At 66.1% G+C, this 20,848-nt stretch carries 23 protein-coding genes and 1 tRNA gene; 16 read left to right on the top strand and 8 right to left on the bottom strand.

Annotated elements, in window-relative coordinates; all coding sequences use genetic code 11:
• Positions 1 to 34 precede the first annotated feature (34 nt).
• From boxB to AB4120_RS23875, 13 genes are all read left to right on the top strand, one after another.
• Entirely contained in the window at positions 35 to 1,459 is a 1,425-nt protein-coding gene (gene boxB / locus AB4120_RS23935; protein WP_149136189.1) for a benzoyl-CoA 2,3-epoxidase subunit BoxB, read from the top strand.
• A gap of 29 nt (positions 1,460 to 1,488) precedes the next feature.
• On the top strand, positions 1,489 to 2,754 hold the full coding sequence (boxA, locus tag AB4120_RS23930; protein WP_441642928.1) for a benzoyl-CoA 2,3-epoxidase subunit BoxA: 1,266 nt from the start codon (positions 1,489 to 1,491) through the stop codon (positions 2,752 to 2,754).
• Positions 2,755 to 2,832: 78 nt separating this feature from the next.
• The gene (locus tag AB4120_RS23925; protein ID WP_144195784.1) at positions 2,833 to 3,222 is read left to right on the top strand and encodes an MbcA/ParS/Xre antitoxin family protein; all 390 of its coding nucleotides are present in this window, start codon (positions 2,833 to 2,835) and stop codon (positions 3,220 to 3,222) included.
• Positions 3,182 to 3,931, top strand: coding sequence for an RES family NAD+ phosphorylase (locus AB4120_RS23920; RefSeq protein ID WP_187645162.1), 750 nt, complete (start codon positions 3,182 to 3,184; stop codon positions 3,929 to 3,931). The genes AB4120_RS23925 and AB4120_RS23920 overlap by 41 nt, the downstream gene beginning before the upstream one ends.
• A 124-nt stretch (positions 3,932 to 4,055) precedes the next feature.
• Positions 4,056 to 4,132: transfer RNA gene (locus tag AB4120_RS23915), tRNA-Met, on the top strand.
• A gap of 201 nt (positions 4,133 to 4,333) precedes the next feature.
• Positions 4,334 to 4,636 (top strand): hypothetical protein, encoded by a 303-nt coding sequence (locus AB4120_RS23910; RefSeq protein WP_149136191.1) that lies wholly within the window; start codon positions 4,334 to 4,336, stop codon positions 4,634 to 4,636.
• 108 nt (positions 4,637 to 4,744) lie between these two features.
• Complete coding sequence (locus AB4120_RS23905) at positions 4,745 to 5,386, top strand: NUDIX hydrolase (protein ID WP_149136192.1); 642 nt, start codon at positions 4,745 to 4,747, stop codon at positions 5,384 to 5,386.
• A gap of 24 nt (positions 5,387 to 5,410) precedes the next feature.
• A complete protein-coding gene (gene aat, locus AB4120_RS23900; protein WP_441642927.1) occupies positions 5,411 to 6,157 on the top strand; it encodes a leucyl/phenylalanyl-tRNA--protein transferase in 747 nt (248 codons plus the stop codon).
• Between the two features lie 136 nt (positions 6,158 to 6,293).
• Positions 6,294 to 7,121 (top strand): arginyltransferase, encoded by an 828-nt coding sequence (locus AB4120_RS23895; RefSeq protein ID WP_441642926.1) that lies wholly within the window; start codon positions 6,294 to 6,296, stop codon positions 7,119 to 7,121.
• A 68-nt stretch (positions 7,122 to 7,189) separates the two neighbouring features.
• Positions 7,190 to 8,236: a quinone-dependent dihydroorotate dehydrogenase gene (locus tag AB4120_RS23890; RefSeq protein WP_144195793.1), complete on the top strand. Its 1,047-nt coding sequence runs from the start codon at positions 7,190 to 7,192 to the stop codon at positions 8,234 to 8,236.
• A 189-nt stretch (positions 8,237 to 8,425) separates the two neighbouring features.
• The gene (locus AB4120_RS23885; protein WP_149136193.1) at positions 8,426 to 9,409 is read left to right on the top strand and encodes an ABC transporter substrate-binding protein; all 984 of its coding nucleotides are present in this window, start codon (positions 8,426 to 8,428) and stop codon (positions 9,407 to 9,409) included.
• A gap of 160 nt (positions 9,410 to 9,569) precedes the next feature.
• A complete protein-coding gene (locus tag AB4120_RS23880) occupies positions 9,570 to 10,466 on the top strand; it encodes an ABC transporter permease (protein ID WP_149136194.1) in 897 nt (298 codons plus the stop codon).
• A 1-nt stretch (position 10,467) separates the two neighbouring features.
• Positions 10,468 to 11,262 (top strand): ABC transporter ATP-binding protein, encoded by a 795-nt coding sequence (locus AB4120_RS23875; protein ID WP_144195799.1) that lies wholly within the window; start codon positions 10,468 to 10,470, stop codon positions 11,260 to 11,262.
• A gap of 94 nt (positions 11,263 to 11,356) precedes the next feature.
• On the opposite strand, the gene AB4120_RS23870 is transcribed toward AB4120_RS23875, so the two are convergent.
• The 3 genes from AB4120_RS23870 to AB4120_RS23860 are packed head-to-tail and all read right to left on the bottom strand — an operon-like array spanning position 11,357 to position 13,791.
• The gene (locus AB4120_RS23870; RefSeq protein WP_149136195.1) at positions 11,357 to 11,632 is read right to left on the bottom strand and encodes a hypothetical protein; all 276 of its coding nucleotides are present in this window, start codon (positions 11,630 to 11,632) and stop codon (positions 11,357 to 11,359) included.
• Positions 11,629 to 13,041 carry a LutB/LldF family L-lactate oxidation iron-sulfur protein gene (locus tag AB4120_RS23865; protein ID WP_441642925.1) on the bottom strand — a complete coding sequence of 471 codons (1,413 nt, stop codon included), beginning with the start codon at positions 13,039 to 13,041 and terminating at the stop codon, positions 11,629 to 11,631. The genes AB4120_RS23870 and AB4120_RS23865 overlap by 4 nt, the downstream gene beginning before the upstream one ends.
• Before the next feature lie 24 nt (positions 13,042 to 13,065).
• Positions 13,066 to 13,791, bottom strand: coding sequence for a (Fe-S)-binding protein (locus tag AB4120_RS23860; RefSeq protein ID WP_144195805.1), 726 nt, complete (start codon positions 13,789 to 13,791; stop codon positions 13,066 to 13,068).
• A 229-nt stretch (positions 13,792 to 14,020) separates the two neighbouring features.
• Between AB4120_RS23860 and AB4120_RS23855 the strand changes: the two genes are divergently transcribed.
• Positions 14,021 to 14,809: an IclR family transcriptional regulator gene (locus AB4120_RS23855; protein ID WP_144195807.1), complete on the top strand. Its 789-nt coding sequence runs from the start codon at positions 14,021 to 14,023 to the stop codon at positions 14,807 to 14,809.
• 104 nt (positions 14,810 to 14,913) lie between these two features.
• On the opposite strand, the gene pbpG is transcribed toward AB4120_RS23855, so the two are convergent.
• The 4 genes from pbpG to AB4120_RS23835 all read right to left on the bottom strand — a co-directional run bounded on the left by pbpG (position 14,914) and on the right by AB4120_RS23835 (position 18,595).
• Positions 14,914 to 16,104 carry a D-alanyl-D-alanine endopeptidase gene (gene pbpG / locus AB4120_RS23850; protein WP_441642924.1) on the bottom strand — a complete coding sequence of 397 codons (1,191 nt, stop codon included), beginning with the start codon at positions 16,102 to 16,104 and terminating at the stop codon, positions 14,914 to 14,916.
• Between the two features lie 289 nt (positions 16,105 to 16,393).
• A complete protein-coding gene (locus AB4120_RS23845) occupies positions 16,394 to 17,149 on the bottom strand; it encodes a nitroreductase (protein ID WP_441642923.1) in 756 nt (251 codons plus the stop codon).
• 34 nt (positions 17,150 to 17,183) lie between these two features.
• Positions 17,184 to 17,627 (bottom strand): acyl-CoA thioesterase, encoded by a 444-nt coding sequence (locus AB4120_RS23840; RefSeq protein ID WP_149136197.1) that lies wholly within the window; start codon positions 17,625 to 17,627, stop codon positions 17,184 to 17,186.
• Positions 17,628 to 17,662: 35 nt separating this feature from the next.
• Positions 17,663 to 18,595 (bottom strand): histone deacetylase family protein, encoded by a 933-nt coding sequence (locus tag AB4120_RS23835; protein ID WP_149136198.1) that lies wholly within the window; start codon positions 18,593 to 18,595, stop codon positions 17,663 to 17,665.
• A gap of 447 nt (positions 18,596 to 19,042) precedes the next feature.
• Here AB4120_RS23835 and phaP1 point away from each other — a divergent pair, with 447 nt between their 5' ends.
• The gene (phaP1, locus tag AB4120_RS23830; protein WP_149136199.1) at positions 19,043 to 19,621 is read left to right on the top strand and encodes a TIGR01841 family phasin PhaP1; all 579 of its coding nucleotides are present in this window, start codon (positions 19,043 to 19,045) and stop codon (positions 19,619 to 19,621) included.
• A gap of 111 nt (positions 19,622 to 19,732) precedes the next feature.
• Here the strand turns inward: phaP1 and AB4120_RS23825 are convergent, their stop codons facing one another.
• Positions 19,733 to 20,545, bottom strand: a complete 813-nt coding sequence (locus tag AB4120_RS23825; RefSeq protein ID WP_441642922.1) for an SAM-dependent methyltransferase — start codon at positions 20,543 to 20,545, stop codon at positions 19,733 to 19,735.
• A 50-nt stretch (positions 20,546 to 20,595) separates the two neighbouring features.
• On the opposite strand from AB4120_RS23825, the gene AB4120_RS23820 reads away from it, so the two are divergent.
• Positions 20,596 to 20,848 (top strand): hypothetical protein (locus tag AB4120_RS23820; protein ID WP_441642921.1); only part of this gene is annotated, 253 nt, incomplete at its 3' end.

Raw genomic sequence — 20,848 nt, 5'->3', positions numbered from 1 at the left:
CCGATCGACAAGCAGACCCAAGGAGACCCCGGCCATGAGCATCGACTACAGCCAGAAGATTCCGAACAACGTGAACCTCTCCGATGACCGCGCCCTGCAGCGCGCGCTGGAGCACTGGCAGCCTGCCTTCCTCGACTGGTGGCGCGACATGGGGCCCGATGGCTCGCACAACTACGATGTCTACCTGCGCACGGCGGTCTCGGTGGACCCGTCCGGCTGGGCCCACTTCGACCATGTGAAGATGCCCGACTACCGCTGGGGCATCTTCCTGCAACCTGCCGACGCCGAGCGCAAGATCCACTTCGGCGAGCACAAGGGGCAGCCCGCGTGGCAGGAGGTGCCGGGCGAACACCGCGCCAACCTGCGCCGCATCATCGTCACGCAGGGCGATACCGAGCCGGCGTCCGTGGAGCAGCAGCGCCACCTGGGCCTGACCGCGCCGTCGCTCTACGACCTGCGCAACCTGTTCCAGGTCAATGTGGAGGAAGGCCGCCACCTCTGGGCGATGGTCTACCTGCTGCACCGCCACTTCGGCCGCGACGGCCGCGAGGAAGCCGAGGCGCTGCTGGGCCGCCGCTCGGGCGACGAGGACAACCCGCGCATCCTGGGTGCGTTCAACGAGCGCACGCCGGACTGGCTCTCCTTCTTCATGTTCACCTACTTCACGGACCGCGACGGCAAGTTCCAGCTCTGCGCGCTGGCCGAGTCCGGCTTCGACCCGCTGGCGCGCACCACGCGCTTCATGCTGACCGAGGAAGCCCACCATATGTTCGTGGGCGAGAGCGGCGTGTCCCGCGTGATCCAGCGCACCTGCGAGGTCATGCGCGAGCGCGACATCCAGGACCCGGCCGACGTGCGCGCCGCCGGGGTGATCGACCTGGAAACCATCCAGCGCTACCTGAACTTCCATTACAGCGTGACGATCGACCTGTTTGGCGCCGACCAGTCGTCCAACGCGGCCACGTTCTACAGCGCCGGGCTGAAGGGCCGTTTCGAGGAAGGCAAGCGCGGCGACGACCACGTGCTCAAGGGCGACGTGTACCGGATCCTCGACGTGCGCGACGGCAAGCTGACCGAGCGTGAAGTACCGATGCTGAACGCCCTCAACGAAGTGCTGCGCGACGACTACATCAAGGATTCGGTCGGCGGCGTGGCGCGCTGGAACAAGGTGATCGAGAAGGCCGGCATCCCGTTCCGGCTGACCGTGCCGCACAAGGCGTTCAATCGCAAGATCGGCACCTTCGCCAATGTGCATGTCTCGCCCACCGGCGAGGTGCTGAGCGAGGCTGCCTGGCAGGCCAACGCGGACACCTGGCTGGCCACTGACGCGGACCGCGCCTTCGTGGCCTCGCTGATGGGCCGCGTGGTGGAGCCGGGCCGCTACGCCAACTGGATCGCCCCGCCGGCAGTGGGCGTGAACCGCCAGCCGGTGGACTTCGAATACGTGCGCTTCAACTAGATCACTGGATCACTGGATAAGAGGCAGACATGGGCGCGCCCGACATCATCAAGCAGCACCTGATCGATCCGGAAATCTGCATTCGCTGCAACACCTGCGAAGACACCTGCCCGATCGACGCCATCACCCACGACGACCGCAACTACGTGGTCAAGGCCGAGGTCTGCAACGGCTGCAACGCGTGCCTGTCGCCCTGCCCCACGGGCGCCATCGACAACTGGCGCACGATGCTGCGCGGCGAGGCGTATCCGATCGACGCCCAACTGCTCTGGGATGAGCTGCCGCCCGAGGTGCCGCTGCCCGAGGCCGAGATCGACGCGGCGACGTCCGCCACCGCCACCGCCGCCGAAGCCCTCGCGCAGGCTGCCGGGGGCGGCAAGGCGCCCACCGGCGACGTGCAGGCCGTGGAGACCAGCCGGCACACCTCGCCCAAGGCGCCGTGGTCGGCCGCGCATCCCTATGTCAACCTGCATGGCGTGCGCGCACCGGTGTCGGCCACGGTGGCCGGCAACTACCGACTGACGGCCGAGGACGCATCGAGCGACATCCATCACATCGTGCTGGACTTCGGCAACCAGTTCTTCCCGGTGCTGGAGGGGCAGGCCATCGGCATCGTGCCGCCCGGTACCGATGCGTCAGGCAAGCCGCACTACATCCGCATGTACTCGGTGGCCAGCCCGCGCGACGGCGAGCGCCCCGGCTACAACAACCTCGCGCTGACCGTGAAACGCGTGGAGCAGGACCATGACGGGCAGCCGGTGCGCGGCGTGGCGTCGAATTTCCTGTGCGACCTGGCCAAGGGCGACACGGTGCAGGTCGTCGGCCCCTTCGGTAGTACTTTCCTGATGCCGAACCATCGCGAGGCCAGCGTGATGATGATCTGCACCGGTACCGGCTCCGCGCCGATGCGGGCGATGACCGAGCGCATGCGTCGCAACATGGCTAGTTTCGATGGGCGCCGCCTGCTGTTCTTCGGCGCACGCAACCAGCGCGAATTGCCCTACTTCGGCCCGCTGCTGAAGCTGCCCAAGGACTTCCTCGACATTCACTTCGCATTCTCCCGCGATGCCGAGATGCCGCGCCGCTATGTGCAGGATGCGATACGCGAAGCCGGCCCGCAGGTGGCCGCGCTGCTGGCCGATCCGCATGGCCATGTGTACATCTGCGGCCTGAAGGGGATGGAGGAAGGCGTGCTGGCCGCGTTCGGCGAGGTCTGCGCGGCGGCGGGCCAGTCCTGGCCGGACCTGGAGGCCACGCTGCGCGTCGAGGGCCGGCTTCATATTGAGACGTATTAGGCGCTCCTCGGCCTATGTCACGGCCTTTCCTTCTGAAATGCACCGCCTATAATGTTTCCCAAGAAAGGAGCAAAGGCGATGCAATCTCATCAGATTCCGGAGACCGAGCCCGCCGGCGGCGTGAACCCCGGCGCCACGCTCACCAAGGCCGTGATGCGCGCGGCCGGCTTTCTTGGCATCAGCCAGGCCATCGTGGCCAGCGTGCTGGGCATCAGCACCGCGTCGGTCTCGCGCATGGCGTCCGGCGGCTACGTGCTCGATGCGCACCGCAAGGAGTGGGAATTCGGCGTGCTGTTCGTGCGCCTGTTCCGCTCGCTCGATGCCATCCTCGGCCACGACGAGCAGGCGCGGTTGTGGCTCACCCATGACAACCTCGCGCTCGGCGGCAAGCCGCTCGAGTTGATTCGCACCACCGAAGGGCTCGTACGTGTCGTTCACTACCTGGACGCCACCCGCGGTCGCATCTGAGCGCAAGCCGTTCGCGCTCAAACTGTGGCGGGCGGTGGAGGCCCAGCATGTGGTCTCGACCATGCCCCTGGTGGACAGCCTCGAGGAACAGGCCGTGCTCGAAGCCGTGCTCGACGCCGGCAAGCCTGCCGTGCCCGCCGACGCACGCCACCTTCATTACCTGATCTTCACACCCTTCCGCTATCCGCCCTCTCCCTGGGGCTCGCGCTTTCGCGGCGGGCAAGACCCGGGCGTGTTCTATGGCGCCGACGCCATCCGCACGGCCTGTGCCGAACTGGGCTACTGGCGCTGGCGCTTCTTGCTCGACAGCCCCGCGCTGCCCCGCATCGACGCCCGCGCGCAGACGCTGTTCCAGGTCAGCGTGAAGACCGATGGCGTGGCGCTGGACGCTGCCCCATTCCGCGAAGACCCCCGCTGGATCGACCCGGACGACCACGCGCCCTGCCAGGCCTTTGGCCGTCTGGCGCGCGAAGCCGGGCTGGGCCTGATCCGCTACACCTCCGTGCGCGACCCCGAGCACGGCCCCTGCGCAGCGGTGCTCACGCCACGCGCGTTCGACCAGCCCAACCCACTCGCCACCACCACATGGATGCTGACCGTGCGGCCCGACCGCGTGATCTGGCAACGCGACGACCTGCAGCAGCGCGACAGCTTCGAGTTCGAAGCGACGTTGTGGCAGCGCACAAGCGAAACCCCGAAATCGACCTGAACCGCGCCCCCCTCAAGTGCTCTAACTTGAAGACGGGCGCCGCTTGCACGGTACCCATCAGAAGCCGAGAGACAAAGGTGTTGCATTGCGCAAACGGTTGTCATATACTCTCAGCTTCGACGGACGCGGGGTGGAGCAGTCTGGCAGCTCGTCGGGCTCATAACCCGAAGGTCGCAGGTTCAAATCCTGCCCCCGCAACCAACCGCCGGAACGAACAAGCAGTCACTAGAAAACCCGCCCAATCAGGCGGGTTTTTTGTTTTCTGCCTCCGCTCTTACCTGGCGGTCACCCGGGACTTCACACGGGCCGGGCCGCCGACATCACATCGCAAGGTCAATCCATGGCGGCGGACGCCCGAGGTCCGTAGGGTTCTTCTCACACGCAACGAAAGGAGAACCCAACATGACCATGCGTAGCGCAACATCGATGGCGATCTGGGCGGCCGCTTGCACGGTTTGTGCCGCGCTGGCGGGCGGCGCGGCCCTCGCCCAAGGCAGTGGCGGCAGCGATGCCCAGGCCAAGCCGACGGCCCAGAAGCCGGCCCACGGCGCAAAGGGCCACCGGAACGACCGGCCCGCGCCAGTGAACCTGCCAGACCCCCGCAAGGGCAAGGCGGACATCGTGCCGCCAGACCGCCCCGAGGACTGGGTGCCAGCCGCCGGCCCGGGCGCGGCGGGCGGCGCGAAGGCAACCCAGCGCAAGTAACTACCCTCCCCTAGACAGCGCGATGTGCACCCCAGGACCGCACATCGCGCCCGCAGCGGCCGGGCGGCGCGGTGATACACTTGGCGCCATTCCTCCCGGACGCCCCTCATGAAATTCTGCTCGAACTGTGGTCATGCGGTTGTCCTGCGCGTACCCGAAGGCGACAATCGCCCGCGCAGCGTATGCGACGGCTGCGGCACCATCCACTATGTCAATCCCCGCAACGTCGTGGGCACGATCCCGGTCTGGGAAGACAAGATCCTGATCTGCAAGCGCGCCATCGAGCCCCGCTACGGGTTCTGGACGCTGCCGGCCGGCTTCATGGAGATTGGCGAGACCACGGCCCAGGCCGCCTCGCGCGAAACCCTCGAGGAAGCCGGCGCCCGCGTGGAAGTGGGCGAACTATTCTCGATCCTCAACGTGCCGCACGTGCATCAGGTGCATCTGTTCTACCTGGCGACGATGCAGGACCTGGACATCGCCCCGGGCGAGGAAAGCCTCGAGGTCAAGCTGGTCGATGAAGCCGATGTGCCCTGGGACGACCTGGCCTTTCCCACTGTCATCCACACGCTGCGCTGCTTCTTCGCCGACCGCGCGGCGGGCCGGATCGCCGATGGCAGCTTCCGCCTGCACAGCCTCGACATCGACAAGCCGATGCGGCCGCTGACCAGCCGTGCCACGGTGACGCCGCTGTCGGCGGCCGAGGCGTCACCGGCCACGTCGCCCGCCTCGCCGCCCGTCACCCCCTGAACCCGGGCGACGCCCCGCCGCCCCATGATCACCTGGCTGGACCCACAGGACCCGTTTCCGCCTGTCGAGCGGGCGCTCGGCCCGGCCAGCGACGCACCCGGCCTGCTCGCGGCCAGCCGCGACCTCTCGCCGCAACGACTGTTGCTGGCCTACCGGCAAGGTATCTTCCCCTGGTATTCCGAAGGCCAGCCGGTGCTCTGGTGGAGCACCGACCCGCGCATGGTGTTGGCGCCGCAGGCGCTCAAGGTCTCCGCCACGCTGCGCAAGACACTGCGCCGCACGCTACGCGACCCCGACTGGGAAATCCGTGTCGACGATGATTTCATCGCCGTGATGCGCAACTGCGCCATGACCGCGCGCGACGGCCAGTTCGGCACGTGGATCACCGACGACATCGTCAGCGCCTATGGCGCGCTGCACCGCGCCGGCCGCGCCCACTCCGTGGAAAGCTGGTACCAGGGCGAGCGCGTGGGCGGTCTCTACGGCGTGGCGCTGGGCCGCATGTTCTATGGCGAGTCGATGTTCGCGCAGCGCACCGACGCCTCCAAGATCGCCCTGGCCGCGCTCTGCGCCTTCCTCGACCAGCACGGCGTGACGATGATCGACTGCCAGCAGGAAACCGACCACCTGGCCTCCCTCGGCGCCCGCCCCATCCCCCGCGCGGACTTCGTCGCCCACGTCAGGGCGGCCACCGCGCAGCCCGACATCGTGCCGTGGCAATTCGACAAATCGGTGCTGGCGCGCTGGGCGCCAAACCCCGACACCGCGTGACACGCGGTCGACATTTTTTCATTTCCGCCACGCTTGCACCGCGTTGCACACGCCGCCCGGTTTGCTCTGATAGACTGCCAGACAGGATGCCGCCAGGTGGTGTCCGCCGCCTCCGTCTTTTTGTCATGAGCGAGCCATGAGCAAGCTGAAGGAACTTCCGCTCTCCGCGTTGCAGTTTTACGCAACGGCGCCCTACGCTTGCAGCTATCTCGATGGCCGCATGGCGCGCTCGCAGGTGGCCACGCCCGCGCACCTGATCAATGCCGATGTCTACTCCCGGCTGGTGCGCGCCGGCTTCCGCCGCAGCGGCATCTTCACCTATCGACCCTATTGCGACGAATGCCGCGCCTGCACGCCGTGCCGCGTGCTGGTGGACCAGTTCCGCCCGGACCGCAGCCAGCGCCGCGCCTGGCGCCAGCATGAGGGCCTGCAGGCGCTAGTGGCGCCGCTGACCTACGTCGAGGAGCATTACGCGCTGTATCTGCTCTATCAGTCGATGCGCCACGCCGGCGGCGGCATGGACCAGGACAGCCGGGACCAGTACGAGCAGTTCCTGCTGCAAAGCCGTGTGAACTCGCGGCTGGTGGAGTTCCGCGAACCGCCGGGCTCGCCCGAGGCGGGCCGCCTGCGCATGGTCAGCATGATCGATGTGCTCGACGACGGCCTGTCGTCGGTCTACACCTTCTATGACCCGATGGCCGTCGGCGCGAGCTACGGCACCTACAACATCCTCTGGCAGATCAACCAGACCCGCGAGCTGGGCCTGCCGCACCTCTACCTGGGATACTGGATCGCCGACAGCCGCAAGATGGCCTACAAGGCGCGCTTCCGGCCGCTCCAGGTGCTCACGGGCAACCAGTGGCATCCGTTCGACGACGATGCCGTTGCACCCAACCCCGCACCCGCCCCCCCACCGGCCACCACGCCGGCCGCGGCACTCCAACCGGGGCCCGCCCAGGAGTAGCGCCTGCCGCACGCTACAATGCCGCCCTGGTACCGACTTCACGCCGGCCCCGGCCGCGCCCCCACTCCGTGCTCAACGCGCTCTATCCCCTGTTTCGCCCCGCCCTGTTCTCCATGGATGCGGAGGATGCCCACCATTTCACGCTGAACAACCTCATGCGCGCCCAGCGCATGGGCCTGGCCGGCTGCCTTGGCAACACCATCGCCGCCGATCCGCGCACCGTCATGGGCGTGCGCTTCCCGAACCCCGTGGGGCTGGCGGCCGGTCTCGACAAGGACGGCGCGTACATCGACGGTCTTGCCGCGTTCGGCTTCGGCTTTATCGAAGTGGGCACGGTCACGCCGCGCGCCCAGCCCGGCAACCCGCGTCCGCGCATGTTCCGGCTGCCGCAGGCCGATGCGCTGATCAACCGCATGGGCTTCAACAACGGCGGCGTGGATGCCTTCGTGGCCAACGTGCAGGCGTCGCGCTGGAAGGCCGAGGGCGGCGTGCTGGGCCTGAATATCGGCAAGAACGCCGATACCCCGATCGAGCGCGCGGCTGACGACTACCTCTACTGCCTCGAGCGCGTCTATCCGCACGCGAGCTACGTGACGGTGAACATCTCGTCGCCGAATACCAAGAACCTGCGCCAGCTGCAGGGCGCGAGCGAACTGGACAGCCTGCTCTCCACGCTGAAGACCGCCCAGCAGCGCCTGGCTGACCAGCACAAGCGCTATGTGCCGCTGGCGCTGAAGATTGCGCCGGACCTGGACGACGACCAGATCCGCAATATCGGCGATGCGCTCGTGCGGCACGGCATCGACGGGGTGATTGCCACCAACACCACGATCTCGCGCGAGGCGGTCCAGGGCCTGCCGCATGCCGAGGAAGCGGGCGGCCTCTCCGGGCGTCCGGTGTTCGAATCCTCCACCCGCGTGGTGCGCGCCTTGCGCGCCGTGGTGGGCGATGCCCTGCCGATCGTCGGCGTGGGCGGCATCTTCAGCGGCGCCGACGCGCGCGCGAAGATCGATGCCGGCGCACAACTGGTACAGGTCTACAGCGGCCTGATCTACCGCGGCCCCGCCCTGGTGCGGGACTGCGCCGCCGCCTTGCGCCACCCCGTTGCCGGTTGAGGATGTTGCACCGCAACACATTCACGGAAATCGGCTTTCTGGCGCAATAATTTGCGGCACGCCTCGTCCCCCGAGGCGTTTAACAGCAGGATATGGCCGACCGGTGCACTAAAAGAGAGCCGCGGGAGGCCCGAAAATGGTATCCTCGCAGGCTTCAAAAGTACCGAACCCTCGGGGGAGAACCATTACATGCTGCGTCTTCAGTCGCGCCTCAAGGCATCCACCCAAACCATTCTCGGCGGCGTGGTCGCGCTGTCGGTGCTGTACGGCGGCGCCGTGCAGGCCCAGACCGTGAAAGTGCTGTCGATCGTCGATCACCCGGCGCTCGACGCCATCCGCGACGGCGTGCGCGCCGAACTGAAGGCTGCCGGCTATGACGCCGACAAGAACCTGAAGTGGGAATACCAGAGTGCGCAGGGCAACACCGGCACCGCCGCCCAGATCGCCCGCAAGTTCGTCGGCGACCAGCCGAACGCGATTGTCGCCATCGCCACGCCGTCCGCGCAGGCCGTGGTGGCCGCCACCAAGACCGTGCCGGTGGTGTACTCGGGCGTGACGGACCCCGTGGCCGCCCAGCTGGTCAAGGGCTGGGGCGCCTCCGGCACCAACGTGACCGGCGTCTCGGACAAGCTGCCGCTGGACAAGCAGGTCGCCCTGATCCAGCGCGTGGTGCCCAAGGTCAAGACCGTCGGCATGGTCTACAACCCCGGCGAAGCCAACTCGGTGGTGGTGGTCAAGGAACTGAAGGAACTGCTGGCCAAGCAGGGCCTGACGCTCAAGGAAGCCGCCGCGCCGCGTACCGTGGACATCGGCCCGGCTGCCAAGAGCCTGATCGGCAAGGTCGATGTGATCTATACGAACACCGACAACAACGTGGTCTCGGCCTACGAGGCGCTGGTGAAGGTGGCCAACGAGTCGAAGATTCCGCTGGTGGCGGCTGACACGGACAGCGTGAAGCGTGGCGCCGTGGCCGCGCTGGGCATCAACTACAGCGACCTGGGCCACCAGACCGGCAAGATCGTCGTGCGCATCCTGAAGGGCGAGAAGCCCGGCGCGATTGCCTCGCAGACCTCGGACAACCTCGAACTGTTCGTGAACACCAGCGCCGCCGCCAAGCAGGGCGTGACGCTGGCGCCGGAACTGGTCAAGGAAGCCAAGACCGTCATCAAGTAAGACCCGCAGCGGGCCGCACCGCCCCCAAGGGGTTGCGCGGCCTGACGCTCTCCGGCCCCGGCCCGGCCTATCCGGCCGGCCGGGGCCTCCGGACCGCAGCGCGCTCGTCGCCTACCCGGCGCGCGACAGCCCGGCCGGTCCCCCGCAACAGGATTTCCCCATGTCCCTCTTTTCCCTTATGGGCGCCCTGGAGATCGGCCTGATCTTCAGCCTCGTGGCCCTCGGGGTGCTGATCTCGTTCCGCATCCTCAATTTCCCCGATCTCACCGTCGATGGCAGCTTTCCGCTTGGCGGCGCCGTGGCCGCCACGCTGATCGCCGCTGGCCAGGACCCCTTCCTGGCCACATTCGCCGCCATCGCGGCCGGCGCGGTGGCCGGATGGATCACCGGCTGGCTCAACGTGCGGCTCAAGATCATGGATCTGCTGGCCAGTATCCTGATGATGATCGCGCTGTACTCGGTCAACCTGCGCATCATGGGCCGCCCGAACGTGCCGCTGATTACCGAGCCGACCCTGTTCACGGTGCTCCAGCCCGAGTGGCTGCCCGACTACCTGCTGCGTCCGCTGGTGCTGCTGGTGGTGGTGATCGTGGCGAAGGTCGGCCTGGACTGGTTCTTCTCGTCGCAACTGGGCCTGGCGATGCGCGCCACCGGCGCCAATCCGCGCATGGCGCGGGCGCAGGGCGTGCCCACGGGCCGGGCCACGCTGGCCGGCATGGCGCTCTCCAACGGGCTGGTGGCGCTGGCCGGCGCACTGTTCGCGCAGACCCAGGGCGGGTCCGATATCTCGATGGGCATCGGCACCATCGTGATCGGCCTGGCCGCCGTGATCATCGGCGAGACCATCCTGCCGGCGCGACGTCTGGTCTACGTGACGCTGGCCGTGGTGCTGGGCGCCATCCTGTACCGCTTCTTCATCGCGCTGGCGCTGAACACGGAGTTCATCGGCCTCAAGGCGCAGGATCTGAACCTGGTAACAGCGGCGCTGGTGACGCTGGCGCTGGTGCTGCCGGCCACGCGCAAGAAGCTGTTTGGCCGCAAGAACGGAGGTGCCTGAGATGCTGCGCGCACAAGACCTGAAGCTGACCTTCAACCCCGGCACGCCGATCGAGAACCGCGCGCTGCGCGGCCTGAACCTGGAGATCCCGAGCGGCCAGTTCGTGGCCGTGATCGGCTCCAACGGCGCGGGCAAGTCCACCTTCCTGAACGCCGTCAGCGGCGACCAGATGGTGGATAGCGGCCGCATCACCATCGACGACATCGACGTCACCCGCCAGCCCGCCTGGGACCGCGCCCATCTGGTGGCCCGCGTGTTCCAGGACCCGATGGCCGGCACCTGCGAGGCGCTGACCATCGAGGAAAACATGGCGCTGGCCATGGCGCGCGGCTCGCGGCGCGGCTTCCGCCCGGCGCTGAACAAGGCGTCGCGCGAGCTGTTCCGCGACAAGCTGCGGCTGCTGAACCTCGGGCTTGAGAATCGTCTGACGGACCGGATCGGCCTGCTGTCCGGCGGCCAGCGGCAGGCGGTGAGCCTGCTGATGGCATCGCTCCAGCCGTCGCGCATCCTGCTGCTCGACGAGCACACGGCCGCGCTGGACCCGAAAACCGCCGCCTTTGTGCTGGAGTTGACCGCGCGGATCGTCTCGGAAAGCAAGCTCACGACGATGATGGTGACGCACTCGATGCGCCAGGCGCTGGACTACGGCGAGCGCACGGTGATGCTGCACCAGGGGCAGGTCGTGCTCGATGTGTCAGGCGACCAGCGCAAGGGCCTCGACGTGCCCGACCTGCTGCGGATGTTCGAGCAGACCCGGCATGAGCAGCTGGATGATGACGCGCTGCTGCTGAGCTGAACTGAGCTGAATCGAAAGGGAAGAAAGACGGCCGGGGGTGCTCCCCGGCCGTTGTCGTTTACGTGGCTTACGTGGCTGACGTGGCTGACGCCCGTTACGCCGTCTCGGCCTTGTCCAGCCAGCGCTTGAGCTGGTCGGTAACCGCCGTGCTCGAGAACGAGCAGCTGTCCTGGGCGAACACCGCCGACATCTCCAGGCGGCGTAGCAATTCCTCCATCGCCTGGCCGAAAACCGGCGGCAGCGTCAGCGACGTGGCCGCCGCGCGCCATGCACCGACGAGATCCGCCACTGGCATCGTGCCGGCCACATGGCTCGCCAATGCCTCGCGCATCGCGTTCAGCGCGCGCTGGTTGTCCTGGTGCGTACTCATGCGCGCGCCCTCCTCTCCTTGTACAACTCGCGGAAGGTCCGGCCGCTCGGCGCGGGCATGTCGCGCGTCTCGGTCCAGCCCTTGCCCGCCATCGGCAGGCTGGCAATCAGCCGATTCCGGCCACCCATCCGCGCCAGCAGGCGCGCGCCCATGCGCGTGGCGAAGGCGTAGAGCCCCGGGCGGCGCGCCACATAGCCCCACACCTGCAGCGACAGCCGCTCCTGCCACGGGCGCAGGCCGCGTTCCATCTGTTTCTCGCGCAGCTTGCGCAACAGGTCGGACAGCGGGATCGAGGCGGGACACACTCTGTTGCACTCGCCGCAAAGTGTGGCGGCCTGGGGCAGATCGACCGCATTGGCGAGGCCGACATAGCTTGGCGTCAGCACGCTGCCCATCGGTCCCGGGTAGACCCAGCCATAGGCATGGCCGCCGATCTTCTGGTACACCGGGCAGTGGTTCATGCAGGCGCCGCAGCGGATGCAGCGCAGCATCTCCTGGAATTCGCCGCCGATCAGGCCGGTCCGGCCGCCGTCCACGAGCACGAAGTACATATGCTCGGGGCCGTCGCGCTCGCCCTCGGCGCGCGGGCCGGTCAGCAGCGAGAAATAGTTGGAAATCGCCTGCCCGGTGGCCGAGCGCGGCAGCAGCCGCATCACCGTGGCCAGGTCCTCCAGCGTCGGCAGCACCTTCTCGATGCCGGTGACGGCCACGTGCACGCGCGGCATGACCGTGCACATGCCCTCGTTGCCCTCGTTGGTCACCACGGCCACCGAGCCGGTCTCGGCAATGATGAAGTTACCCCCCGTCACGCCCATGTCGGCGGACAGGAACTCGGGCCGCAGCACCTCGCGCGCCTCGCGGGTCATTTGCGGGATGTCGGTCAGGCGCGGCTTGTGGTGGACCCGCGCGAACAGGTCGGCAATCTCGTCCTTGTCCTTGTGGATCACGGGCGCGATGATGTGCGACGGCGGCTCGGCATCGTTGATCTGGAGGATGTACTCGCCCAGATCGGTCTCGATGCTCTGCACGCCCATCTCGCCCAGCACCTGGTTCAGGCGCATCTCCTCGGTCACCATCGACTTGCTCTTGATGACCTTCTTCACGCCATGCTTCTGCGCGATCTCGGCCACCAGGCGGGCTGCGTCGGCGGTGGTCTCGGCGAACAGCACCGTGGCGCCGCGTCTGGTCGCATTCTCTTCAAACTTGGCGAGCCAGACGTCGAGGTTTTCCAGCGCGCGGTTGCGGCGCTCCTTGAGCGCGGCGCGCGTGGCGTCGAAGTCGATGTCGCGGATCGCATCGGCCCGCGCCGTCACGAACTTGGTCGACAGTTTCTTGAGGTTCTGCTGCAGGCGCTGGTCGGCGAGCTTCTGCCCGGCCCGCGCCTTGAATTCCATGCTGTGAACTTGCATCGTATTTTGCCGAGGTTCGATCGATCAGGCGTCGCCCGCCAGGACCTGCGCGATGTGCAGCACGCGGGTGCGCGTATCGCCGGACCGGCGCAGCCGGCCTTCGATATTGAGCATGCAGCCAAGGTCGCCCAGCACCACGGCATCGGCGCCGCTGGCCTGGATGTTGGCGCATTTCTCGTCGACGATGGCCGTCGAGATATTGCCGTACTTTACCGAGAACGTACCGCCGAAGCCGCAGCAGGCCTCACAATCCTTCATCTCGGTCAGCTGCACGCCGGGCAGCTTGCCGAGCAGCGCGCGCGGCTGCTGCTTGACGCCGAGTTCGCGCAGGCCGGAGCAGGAGTCGTGATAGGTGACATGGCCGGAAAAGGCCGAGTCGACGGTCTCGATCTTCGCCACGTTGGCCAGGAAATCGGTCAGTTCGTAGACGCGCTCGCGCAGGCGCTCGTAGCGGCCGTGGAGTTCGGGGTCGTCGCGCAGCAGGTCCTGGTAGTGTGCGCGGACCATGCCGCCGCAGGAGCCGGAGGGGATCACCACGTAGTCGAACATCTCGAACTCACGCAGGAATTTTTCGGCGAGGTCGCGCGAGACGGCGCGCTCGCCCGAGTTGTAGGCGGGCTGGCCGCAGCAGGTCTGCGCCTCGGGCACCATGACCTCGTAACCCGCCGATTCCAGCAGCTTCAGCACCGAAAACCCGATCTCCGGGCGCATGAGGTCCACCAGACAGGTGGCGAACAGTCCGATTCGCATCGCTTCCTTTTATCCAGACCCGAAACCTCGCAATTATGCGCCCCCGCCGCGCCGCTGCGGGCAGCGCGCGCCGCAAACTTGTTCATCCCCGCGCGCAATGCCGCTCATGCGAAAGCGGCCGCGTCATTGGAAGGGAATCTCGATAATTGCATTTCACCTATTGAAATTTTCACAATGCGAGATAGAATCAGGCAAACGCTTAATTTGCCGCATGGCAACATTTCCCCCTATGGCAGAAGCAGACAAGTCACCCGGCAAGACCTCCATCCAGGTCATCGAACGCATGATGACGCTGCTGGATGCACTCGCCCAGCACGCGGACCCCGTCAGTCTCAAAGAGCTGTCGCTGGCCACCGGCCTGCATCCATCCACGGCGCACCGCATTCTCAATGACATGGTGGCGTGCCGTTTCGTGGACCGCTCGGACCCCGGGAGCTACCGGCTCGGCATGCGGTTGCTGGAACTCGGCAACCTCGTGAAGGCGCGGCTGTCGGTGCGCGATGCGGCACTCGCGCCGATGCGCGCGCTGCACCGTGTCACCGGGCAGACCGTGAACCTCTCGGTGCGTCAGGGCGATGAAATCGTCTATATCGAGCGCGCCTACAGCGAGCGCTCGGGCATGCAGGTGGTGCGCGCCATCGGTGGCCGCGCCCCGCTGCACCTGACCTCGGTCGGCAAGCTGTTCCTGGCCGCCGACGAGGCCGGGCGCGTGCGCAGCTACGCCACGCGCACCGGGCTGGCCGGGCATACGGGCACGTCGATCACGGATATTGCCAAGCTGGAGCGCGAACTGAGCTGGGTGCGCACCAACGGCTATGCGCGCGACAACGAGGAACTGGAACTGGGCGTGCGCTGCATTGCGGCTGGCATTTACGACGACTCGCGCCGGCTGGTGGCCGGGCTGTCGTTGTCCGCGCCGGCAGACCGCCTGCAGGACAGCTGGCTGCAGAACCTCAAGGACACCGCGCTGCAGATCTCGCGCGGCATGGGCTACGTGGCAGACGCCGTCTCGGCCTGATTGGGCCTGAGCGCTGCTCAGCGCCTCACGCGCTCATCCCCCAAAAAGAAACGCGCCGACGGGCTGCCCCGCGGCGCGTTTTCAATTGGCGGCGGCTACCTGAATCAGGTGCCGTGTGCCTGCTGCGAGGCCAGGATCGCGTGCGCCGCATGCGGCGCGCTAGGACCCTGCGTAAGGTTTGGGGAGGCCGGGAACGGCCGTTGCGGGCCTTGCACCGACGGCTGGTGCTCAAGCCACGTGCGCACGCGCGTGGCATCGGCAAAGCGCGACAGCTTGCCCACGGAGTCCAGGAATACCATCACCACGTTGCGGTCGTTCACGCGGGCCTGCATCACCAGGCATTGGCCGGCTTCCGAGATGAAACCGGTCTTCTGCAGGCCGATCTCCCAGTTGCCGCCGCGCACGAGGCGGTTGGTGCTCACGTAATGGAGCGGACGGCCCAGCACGTTCACTTCATGCTCGGTCTGGGTCGAGAATTCGCGGATGGTCGGGTTGCGGTAAGCGGCGTTGACCAGGCGGGCCAGGTCCATCGCGCTCGACACATTGCTGCTGGAGAGGCCGCTCGAATCAACGAAGTGGCTGTCGTTCATGCCGAGTTCGCGTGCCTTGCGGTTCATCGCGCTCACAAACGCCGGCAGGCCGCCCGGATAGTTGCGACCCAGCACCGAAGCGGCACGGTTTTCCGACGACATCAGCGCCAGCAGCATCATTTCATGGCGGGTCAGCTGCGTGCCAAAGCGCAGGCGCGAGCTGCTGTGCTTCTCGGTGTCGCGGTCTTCCTCGCTCACCGTCAGCACTTCGTCCATCGGCAGGCGAGAATCCATGACCACCAGCGCGGTCATCAGCTTGGTGATCGAAGCGATCGGCAGCACTGCCGTGGGGTTTTTTTGGAACAGGACTTCGTTCGTGTTCTGGTCCAGCACCAGCGCCACGGAGGAACGCAGCGCGAGCGCATCCTCTGTATCGCGCAGGCCCATGGCCTCGGCGAGCGTCGGTTTAGACGGCACGAAGGCCGCGCGAACCGGCTGCGCACGGCTGGCCACGACGGTCTTCTTGCCGTGGCGCAGCACGATCACCTTGCGCGATGACGAGGACTTCTCGCTCGCGGATGCGACCTTTTTGGTGGATTTAGTAGCAGTTACCTGCTTTTTGGCCGAGGTTTTCGTCGCAGTCGACTTCGTCGCTGCGTACGTCACCGGCGCGGCCAGCATGGACACCGACACCAGTGCCGAGGTGGCGATGGCGGTCAGGGGCATGCTGAAGAGTCGGGAAATAAAGGATTGGGACCGGAACATGATCTGTTCAGCGCGGCATTTGGTGGAATGGCGCTAGTTTAGGAAATAAAGAAATTGTTAGCAAGATTAAAGACTTACGAAGGCTCTTTAAAGTTCGATTCGCAAACAATTCCACATTACGGAAAATGTGCCGTATGGACCATTTTCCGCGCTCGCGATGGTCGCGCGCATTCGTATGTCGACAACTGCGCACAACGCTTCGCACCTATATAAGAAACAGTTTCCCTAACAACAATATCGGCGGCTTTCGTGAAATCCTCATCAGGGGAAACCTCAGTCTGGCGCAAAGTCATGAGAGGAAACGCGCAAACTCGCTAACCGGTTCACGCTCCGTGACCAATTGGTTGGCCGTCGCCTCCGGGTCCGCGTAGCCCAGCGACATGCCGCACACCACCATCTCGTTCTCGGTCAGCCGCAGCTGGCTGGCCAGGATGCTGTGGAATTGCGTGAATGCCGCCTGGGGGCAGGTATCGAGCCCGCGGGCCCGCGCCGCCACCATGATGCTTTGCAGGAACATGCCGTAGTCGAGCCAGCTGCCCTGCTCCATGATCCGGTCGATCGTGAAGATCAGGCCGACCGGCGCGTCGAAGAAGCGGAAGTTGCGGGCGTGCTGCTCGTGCATGCGCGCCTTGTCCTCGCGACTGATCTCCAGCAGGCCGTACAGGTCCCAGCCCACCTTGCGGCGGCGCGCCAGGTACGGGTTGACCCACTCGCGCGGGTAGTACGGATACTCCTCGCGGTACTTGGTGTCGCGCTCGGGGTCATGGTAGGCGGCCAGCACATCGGCGCAGAGCCGCGCCTTGGCGTCGCCCGAGAGCACGTAGACCCGCCACGGCTGAGTATTGGTGCCCGACGGCGCGCGGCTGGCCACGGCGAGGATGTCCTCGACGGTCTCGCGCGGCACCGGCGTGTCCAGGAACGCCCGGATCGAACGGCGCGTGGTGATGGCGCGGTCGACGATCGCCGCGGAATCGGTCACGGTTGTATCGCCGGTGGCGGAAGTGACTTCAAGGGTGTCGCGCGGGGCGGCGCCGGGGTTGGACATGCTTGGGGGTCTCCGGGTTATTGTGGTTTATTGATCACTCTTCACTTGGCCGCACCAGCGGTGTCAGCGCCTGGCGCAATGCGGGCGGCAGCGCTGCCGGGCGGCGCGTTGCACGATCCACATAGACATGGACGAAATGACCCTGTGCGGCAGCTACCTCGTCGTCGTTGCGGAACAGGCCCACCTCGTAGCGCACGCTCGAGTTGCCCAGCCGGGCCACGCGCAGGCCGGCTACGACGGTGTCCGGGAACGACAGCGACGAGAAATAGTTGCATTGCGTCTCGATCACCAGCCCGATGGTCTCGCCCGCCTCGATGTCCAGCACGCCCGCCCGGATCAGGTAGGTGTTCACCACGGTATCGAAGTAACTGTAGTAAACAACGTTGTTCACGTGGCCATAGACATCGTTGTCCATCCAGCGCGTGGTGATCGGCTGGAAATGCGCGTAGGCGCTGCGGGTGTCCGGTTGTGGCTTCATCGGCATCGGCGTTTTTATTGGGATTTGTTGCGATCTCAAGAGGCCGCCGCAGCGGCGGTCGCCCCTGCGCCGCAGTGCTGGTGATGGCGCGCGGCCAGCCGCACGGTCTGGGTGTGCACGGCCACGGTGTCCTCGATCTGGTTGCCGTAGCCGCCGGCCATCGCCACGGCCATCGGCAGGCGCCGTGCGAGGGCGGACTCGAACACCAGCGTGTCGCGTCGGGCCAGGCCGGCCAGGGTCAGGCGCAGACGGCCCAGGCGGTCACCCTCATGAGGATCGGCCCCGGCGAGGTAAATCAGCAATTCGGGATCGAAGCGCGCGTAGAGCGTGTCCAGCGCGGCAGCCAGCGCCGCCGCGTAGGTATCGTCGTCGCAGCCGTCCGGCAGGCCGACGTCGAGGTCACTCGCCTCCTTCCGGAACGGATAGTTCTTCTCGCCATGGAGCGACAGCGTGAACACACTGGGGTCGTCGCGCAGGATCGACGCCGTACCGTTTCCCTGATGCACGTCGAGGTCGATCACGGCCACGCGGCGCACGCGCCCTTCACGCTGCATCTGGCGCGCGGCGATGGCGGCATCGTTGAACACGCAGAAGCCGCCGCCCTTGTCGGCATAGGCATGATGGGTGCCGCCGGCGAGGTTGACCGCGATGCCTTCCGTCATCGCGGTACGGCAGGCGGCCATCGTCGCGCCGGCCGAGCGCCGCGAGCGCTCCACCATCTCGTGCGACCACGGGAAGCCGATCTCGCGCTGGCGGGCCGCATCGAGCCGGCCGGAGGAGACGTCGGCGATGTAGTCGGCGGTGTGGGCCAGCGCCAGCGCCGCATCGTCGGCACGGGGCGCCTCATGCAGCGTCAGGCCCGGCACCTCACGCACCACTGCGTCTCGCAGCATGCTGTACTTGCGCATCGGAAAGCGATGGCCGGGCGGCAGCGGCAGGACGAAGTGGTCGGCGTAGAAAGCTTGCATCGGGGCGGATCGGGCGAGGATCGGGCGGGGAAATTCCCGGGAAGTGACGGTGCATGACCATTTACCGACCGGGCAGTCTGCGATGGTAGCACCGCGTTCCGCATTGCGTGAAAAGGTATCAAACTGCAGACCTTCCCCGCGTTGCATCATGGCACGCTTATCGGGATAAACCCTTGCCTGGCGGCCCATACGTGGTCATTACGGCGCATATATCTGCGCTATGTCTGCCATTTTTTGTGCAGTGCAACAAAACCGCTTGACAGGCTTTTTTCAGCCCTTAGAATAGGAATTGTTGCGGCGCATCAAAGCTTTCTGCGAGGAAGCCCGGTTCGACCGCATACCAATACATCGCTCGGGCTGGCCAAGACATTGCGTTCATGGCTTTGACATTCGGGCGGATTAATTTCTATTTTGCTTGACCTTGAAGTTCACCACTGGAGACCAGCAATGATCCTGACCCCGGAACAAGTTGCAGCCGCACAAAAAGCCAATCTGGAAACCCTGTTCGGTCTGACCACCAAAGCATTCGAAGGCGTTGAAAAGCTTGTCGAACTGAATATGCAAGTGGTCAAGGCGACCTTTGCCGAAAACGTCGACAACGCCAAGAAGGCCCTGTCCGCCAAGGATGCCCAGGAACTGCTGGCCATCCAGGCTTCGCTGGTGCAGCCGGTTGCCGAAAAGACGCTGGCGTACTCGCGTCACCTGTATGAAATCGCCTCGGAAACGCAGAGCGAGTTCACCAAGGTGGCCGAAGCTCAACTGGCCGAAGGCACGAAGAACGTGCAAGCGCTCGTCGAGAACTTCGCCAAGAACGCCCCGGCCGGTTCGGAATCGACCGTCGCCATCGTGAAGTCGGCCATCTCGGCCGCCAACAACGCGTACGAGTCGGTCCAGAAGGCCACGAAGCAAGCCGTGGAAATGGCCGAAACCAACTTCCAGGCTGCCGCCACCGCCGCAACCAAGGCTGCTCAGCAAGCCTCGGCCACGGCCCGCACGGCTGCCAAGAAGCCGGCTGCCACCGCCTGAGCGGTAGCGCCCTCGCCCGCTCCGCGCGACGGCTTCGGCCGTGGCGCCGGGTCGGCAAGAACCCGGCCCCTCTGATGAGGGGCCGGGTTTTTTTTGTCCGTAGATAATGCGCTACGGCTTGAGGAACGTGGCGCGCCACGGCTCGCCACCTTCGATGGTGCCCTGCATCTCGCGGCCATCCACGTGGCCGACGTAGCGCTCGTCATCGATCGTGAAGACGATCTCCGTGCCGCGCACGCGGCCATCCCATACCGGCGTCGAGCGCTCGCCCTCGCGCATCACGCCTTCCAGCTTCTGGAACGTCTGCGACAGCACCAGCAGCTTGTTCCCCATCGCCCAGATTCCTGCCACCCTGGCCGGCACCAGCCACAGGTAGACGCCGCACGGTCCCCGGCAGGCCTCGACGCTCGGCACGTACTCGTCGGGCCGCCAGTCCGCCATGTCGAACGAGTTCGAGACGATCCGCGTGCCGGGCTGCAAGCCGAGCAATGTGGGGCGAAGACGCAGGTTCACGCTCGGCAGCAGGAACAGCGTGACGACCGTGGCATCGGAAAAGTCCGACTTGAAGATGTCCGCCTGCACGAAGGTGGCGCGGCCGGCCACGCCTTCGGCCCGGGCAGTGCGCCGGGACAGCTCGACCAGTTGGCCGTTGAATTCGATGCCGCGCGCAATGGCGCCGCGCTTGGCGGCGGTGATGACCAGGCGACCATCGCCGGAGCCCAGATCGACAAGCCGATCCTCGGGCGTCAGCTTCGCCATGTCGAGCATCTGGTTCACCAGCGGTTGGGGCGTCGGGATCCAGATCACGTCCTTGCCCGGCTGGCCCATCGACGGCTTGCTGCCCGGTTCGTCAAATTGCGACCAAGCTGCGCCGGGCAGGAGTACCAGGCACAGCACGGCGGCAAGCAGGTGTGTCTTCCGCATCGAGTTCACTCAACGATGCTAGGAGATTGGTCCCGGAATCACCACGCCAGATGGACAGCCCCGCCGCTGTTGGCCCTGCCCGCTCGCGGCAGGCGGACGCTGGCTTTGCCTGGCGGTTAATTGCGAAATATCAACCCAAAAGAAAACCCGCCGGGATGAACTGCACCCCAAAAGTTGGACACCAACTTTTGGGGTGTTTTTTCATGTATCGGTACTCGGAGCAGTTCAGGCTGACAGTTATCCAGAGCTACCTGGACGGTCAGGCAGGCTATGGTGAGATCGCCAAACGCCATGAAATAGACA

The organism is Cupriavidus sp. 2KB_3, assembly GCF_052115685.1.
In the GTDB taxonomy this organism is placed as follows: domain Bacteria; phylum Pseudomonadota; class Gammaproteobacteria; order Burkholderiales; family Burkholderiaceae; genus Cupriavidus; species Cupriavidus campinensis.
Note: the sequence above shows the minus strand (reverse complement) of the source record. Positions and strands in the feature narration are given on the sequence as shown.

Excerpts from the sequence above, each read along its gene's own strand:
- boxB (WP_149136189.1), top strand. The coding sequence starts at position 35 with ATGAGCATCGACTACAGCCAGAAGATTCCGAACAACGTGAACCTCTCC.
- boxA (WP_441642928.1), top strand. The coding sequence starts at position 1,489 with ATGGGCGCGCCCGACATCATCAAGCAGCACCTGATCGATCCGGAAATC.
- AB4120_RS23925 (WP_144195784.1), top strand. The coding sequence starts at position 2,833 with ATGCAATCTCATCAGATTCCGGAGACCGAGCCCGCCGGCGGCGTGAAC.
- AB4120_RS23910 (WP_149136191.1), top strand. The coding sequence starts at position 4,334 with ATGACCATGCGTAGCGCAACATCGATGGCGATCTGGGCGGCCGCTTGC.
- AB4120_RS23905 (WP_149136192.1), top strand. The coding sequence starts at position 4,745 with ATGAAATTCTGCTCGAACTGTGGTCATGCGGTTGTCCTGCGCGTACCC.
- aat (WP_441642927.1), top strand. The coding sequence starts at position 5,411 with ATGATCACCTGGCTGGACCCACAGGACCCGTTTCCGCCTGTCGAGCGG.
- AB4120_RS23895 (WP_441642926.1), top strand. The coding sequence starts at position 6,294 with ATGAGCAAGCTGAAGGAACTTCCGCTCTCCGCGTTGCAGTTTTACGCA.
- AB4120_RS23885 (WP_149136193.1), top strand. The coding sequence starts at position 8,426 with ATGCTGCGTCTTCAGTCGCGCCTCAAGGCATCCACCCAAACCATTCTC.
- AB4120_RS23880 (WP_149136194.1), top strand. The coding sequence starts at position 9,570 with ATGTCCCTCTTTTCCCTTATGGGCGCCCTGGAGATCGGCCTGATCTTC.
- AB4120_RS23875 (WP_144195799.1), top strand. The coding sequence starts at position 10,468 with ATGCTGCGCGCACAAGACCTGAAGCTGACCTTCAACCCCGGCACGCCG.
- AB4120_RS23870 (WP_149136195.1), bottom strand. The coding sequence starts at position 11,632 with ATGAGTACGCACCAGGACAACCAGCGCGCGCTGAACGCGATGCGCGAG.
- AB4120_RS23865 (WP_441642925.1), bottom strand. The coding sequence starts at position 13,041 with ATGCAAGTTCACAGCATGGAATTCAAGGCGCGGGCCGGGCAGAAGCTC.
- AB4120_RS23860 (WP_144195805.1), bottom strand. The coding sequence starts at position 13,791 with ATGCGAATCGGACTGTTCGCCACCTGTCTGGTGGACCTCATGCGCCCG.
- AB4120_RS23855 (WP_144195807.1), top strand. The coding sequence starts at position 14,021 with ATGGCAGAAGCAGACAAGTCACCCGGCAAGACCTCCATCCAGGTCATC.
- pbpG (WP_441642924.1), bottom strand. The coding sequence starts at position 16,104 with ATGTTCCGGTCCCAATCCTTTATTTCCCGACTCTTCAGCATGCCCCTG.
- AB4120_RS23845 (WP_441642923.1), bottom strand. The coding sequence starts at position 17,149 with ATGTCCAACCCCGGCGCCGCCCCGCGCGACACCCTTGAAGTCACTTCC.
- AB4120_RS23840 (WP_149136197.1), bottom strand. The coding sequence starts at position 17,627 with ATGAAGCCACAACCGGACACCCGCAGCGCCTACGCGCATTTCCAGCCG.
- AB4120_RS23835 (WP_149136198.1), bottom strand. The coding sequence starts at position 18,595 with ATGCAAGCTTTCTACGCCGACCACTTCGTCCTGCCGCTGCCGCCCGGC.
- phaP1 (WP_149136199.1), top strand. The coding sequence starts at position 19,043 with ATGATCCTGACCCCGGAACAAGTTGCAGCCGCACAAAAAGCCAATCTG.
- AB4120_RS23825 (WP_441642922.1), bottom strand. The coding sequence starts at position 20,545 with ATGCGGAAGACACACCTGCTTGCCGCCGTGCTGTGCCTGGTACTCCTG.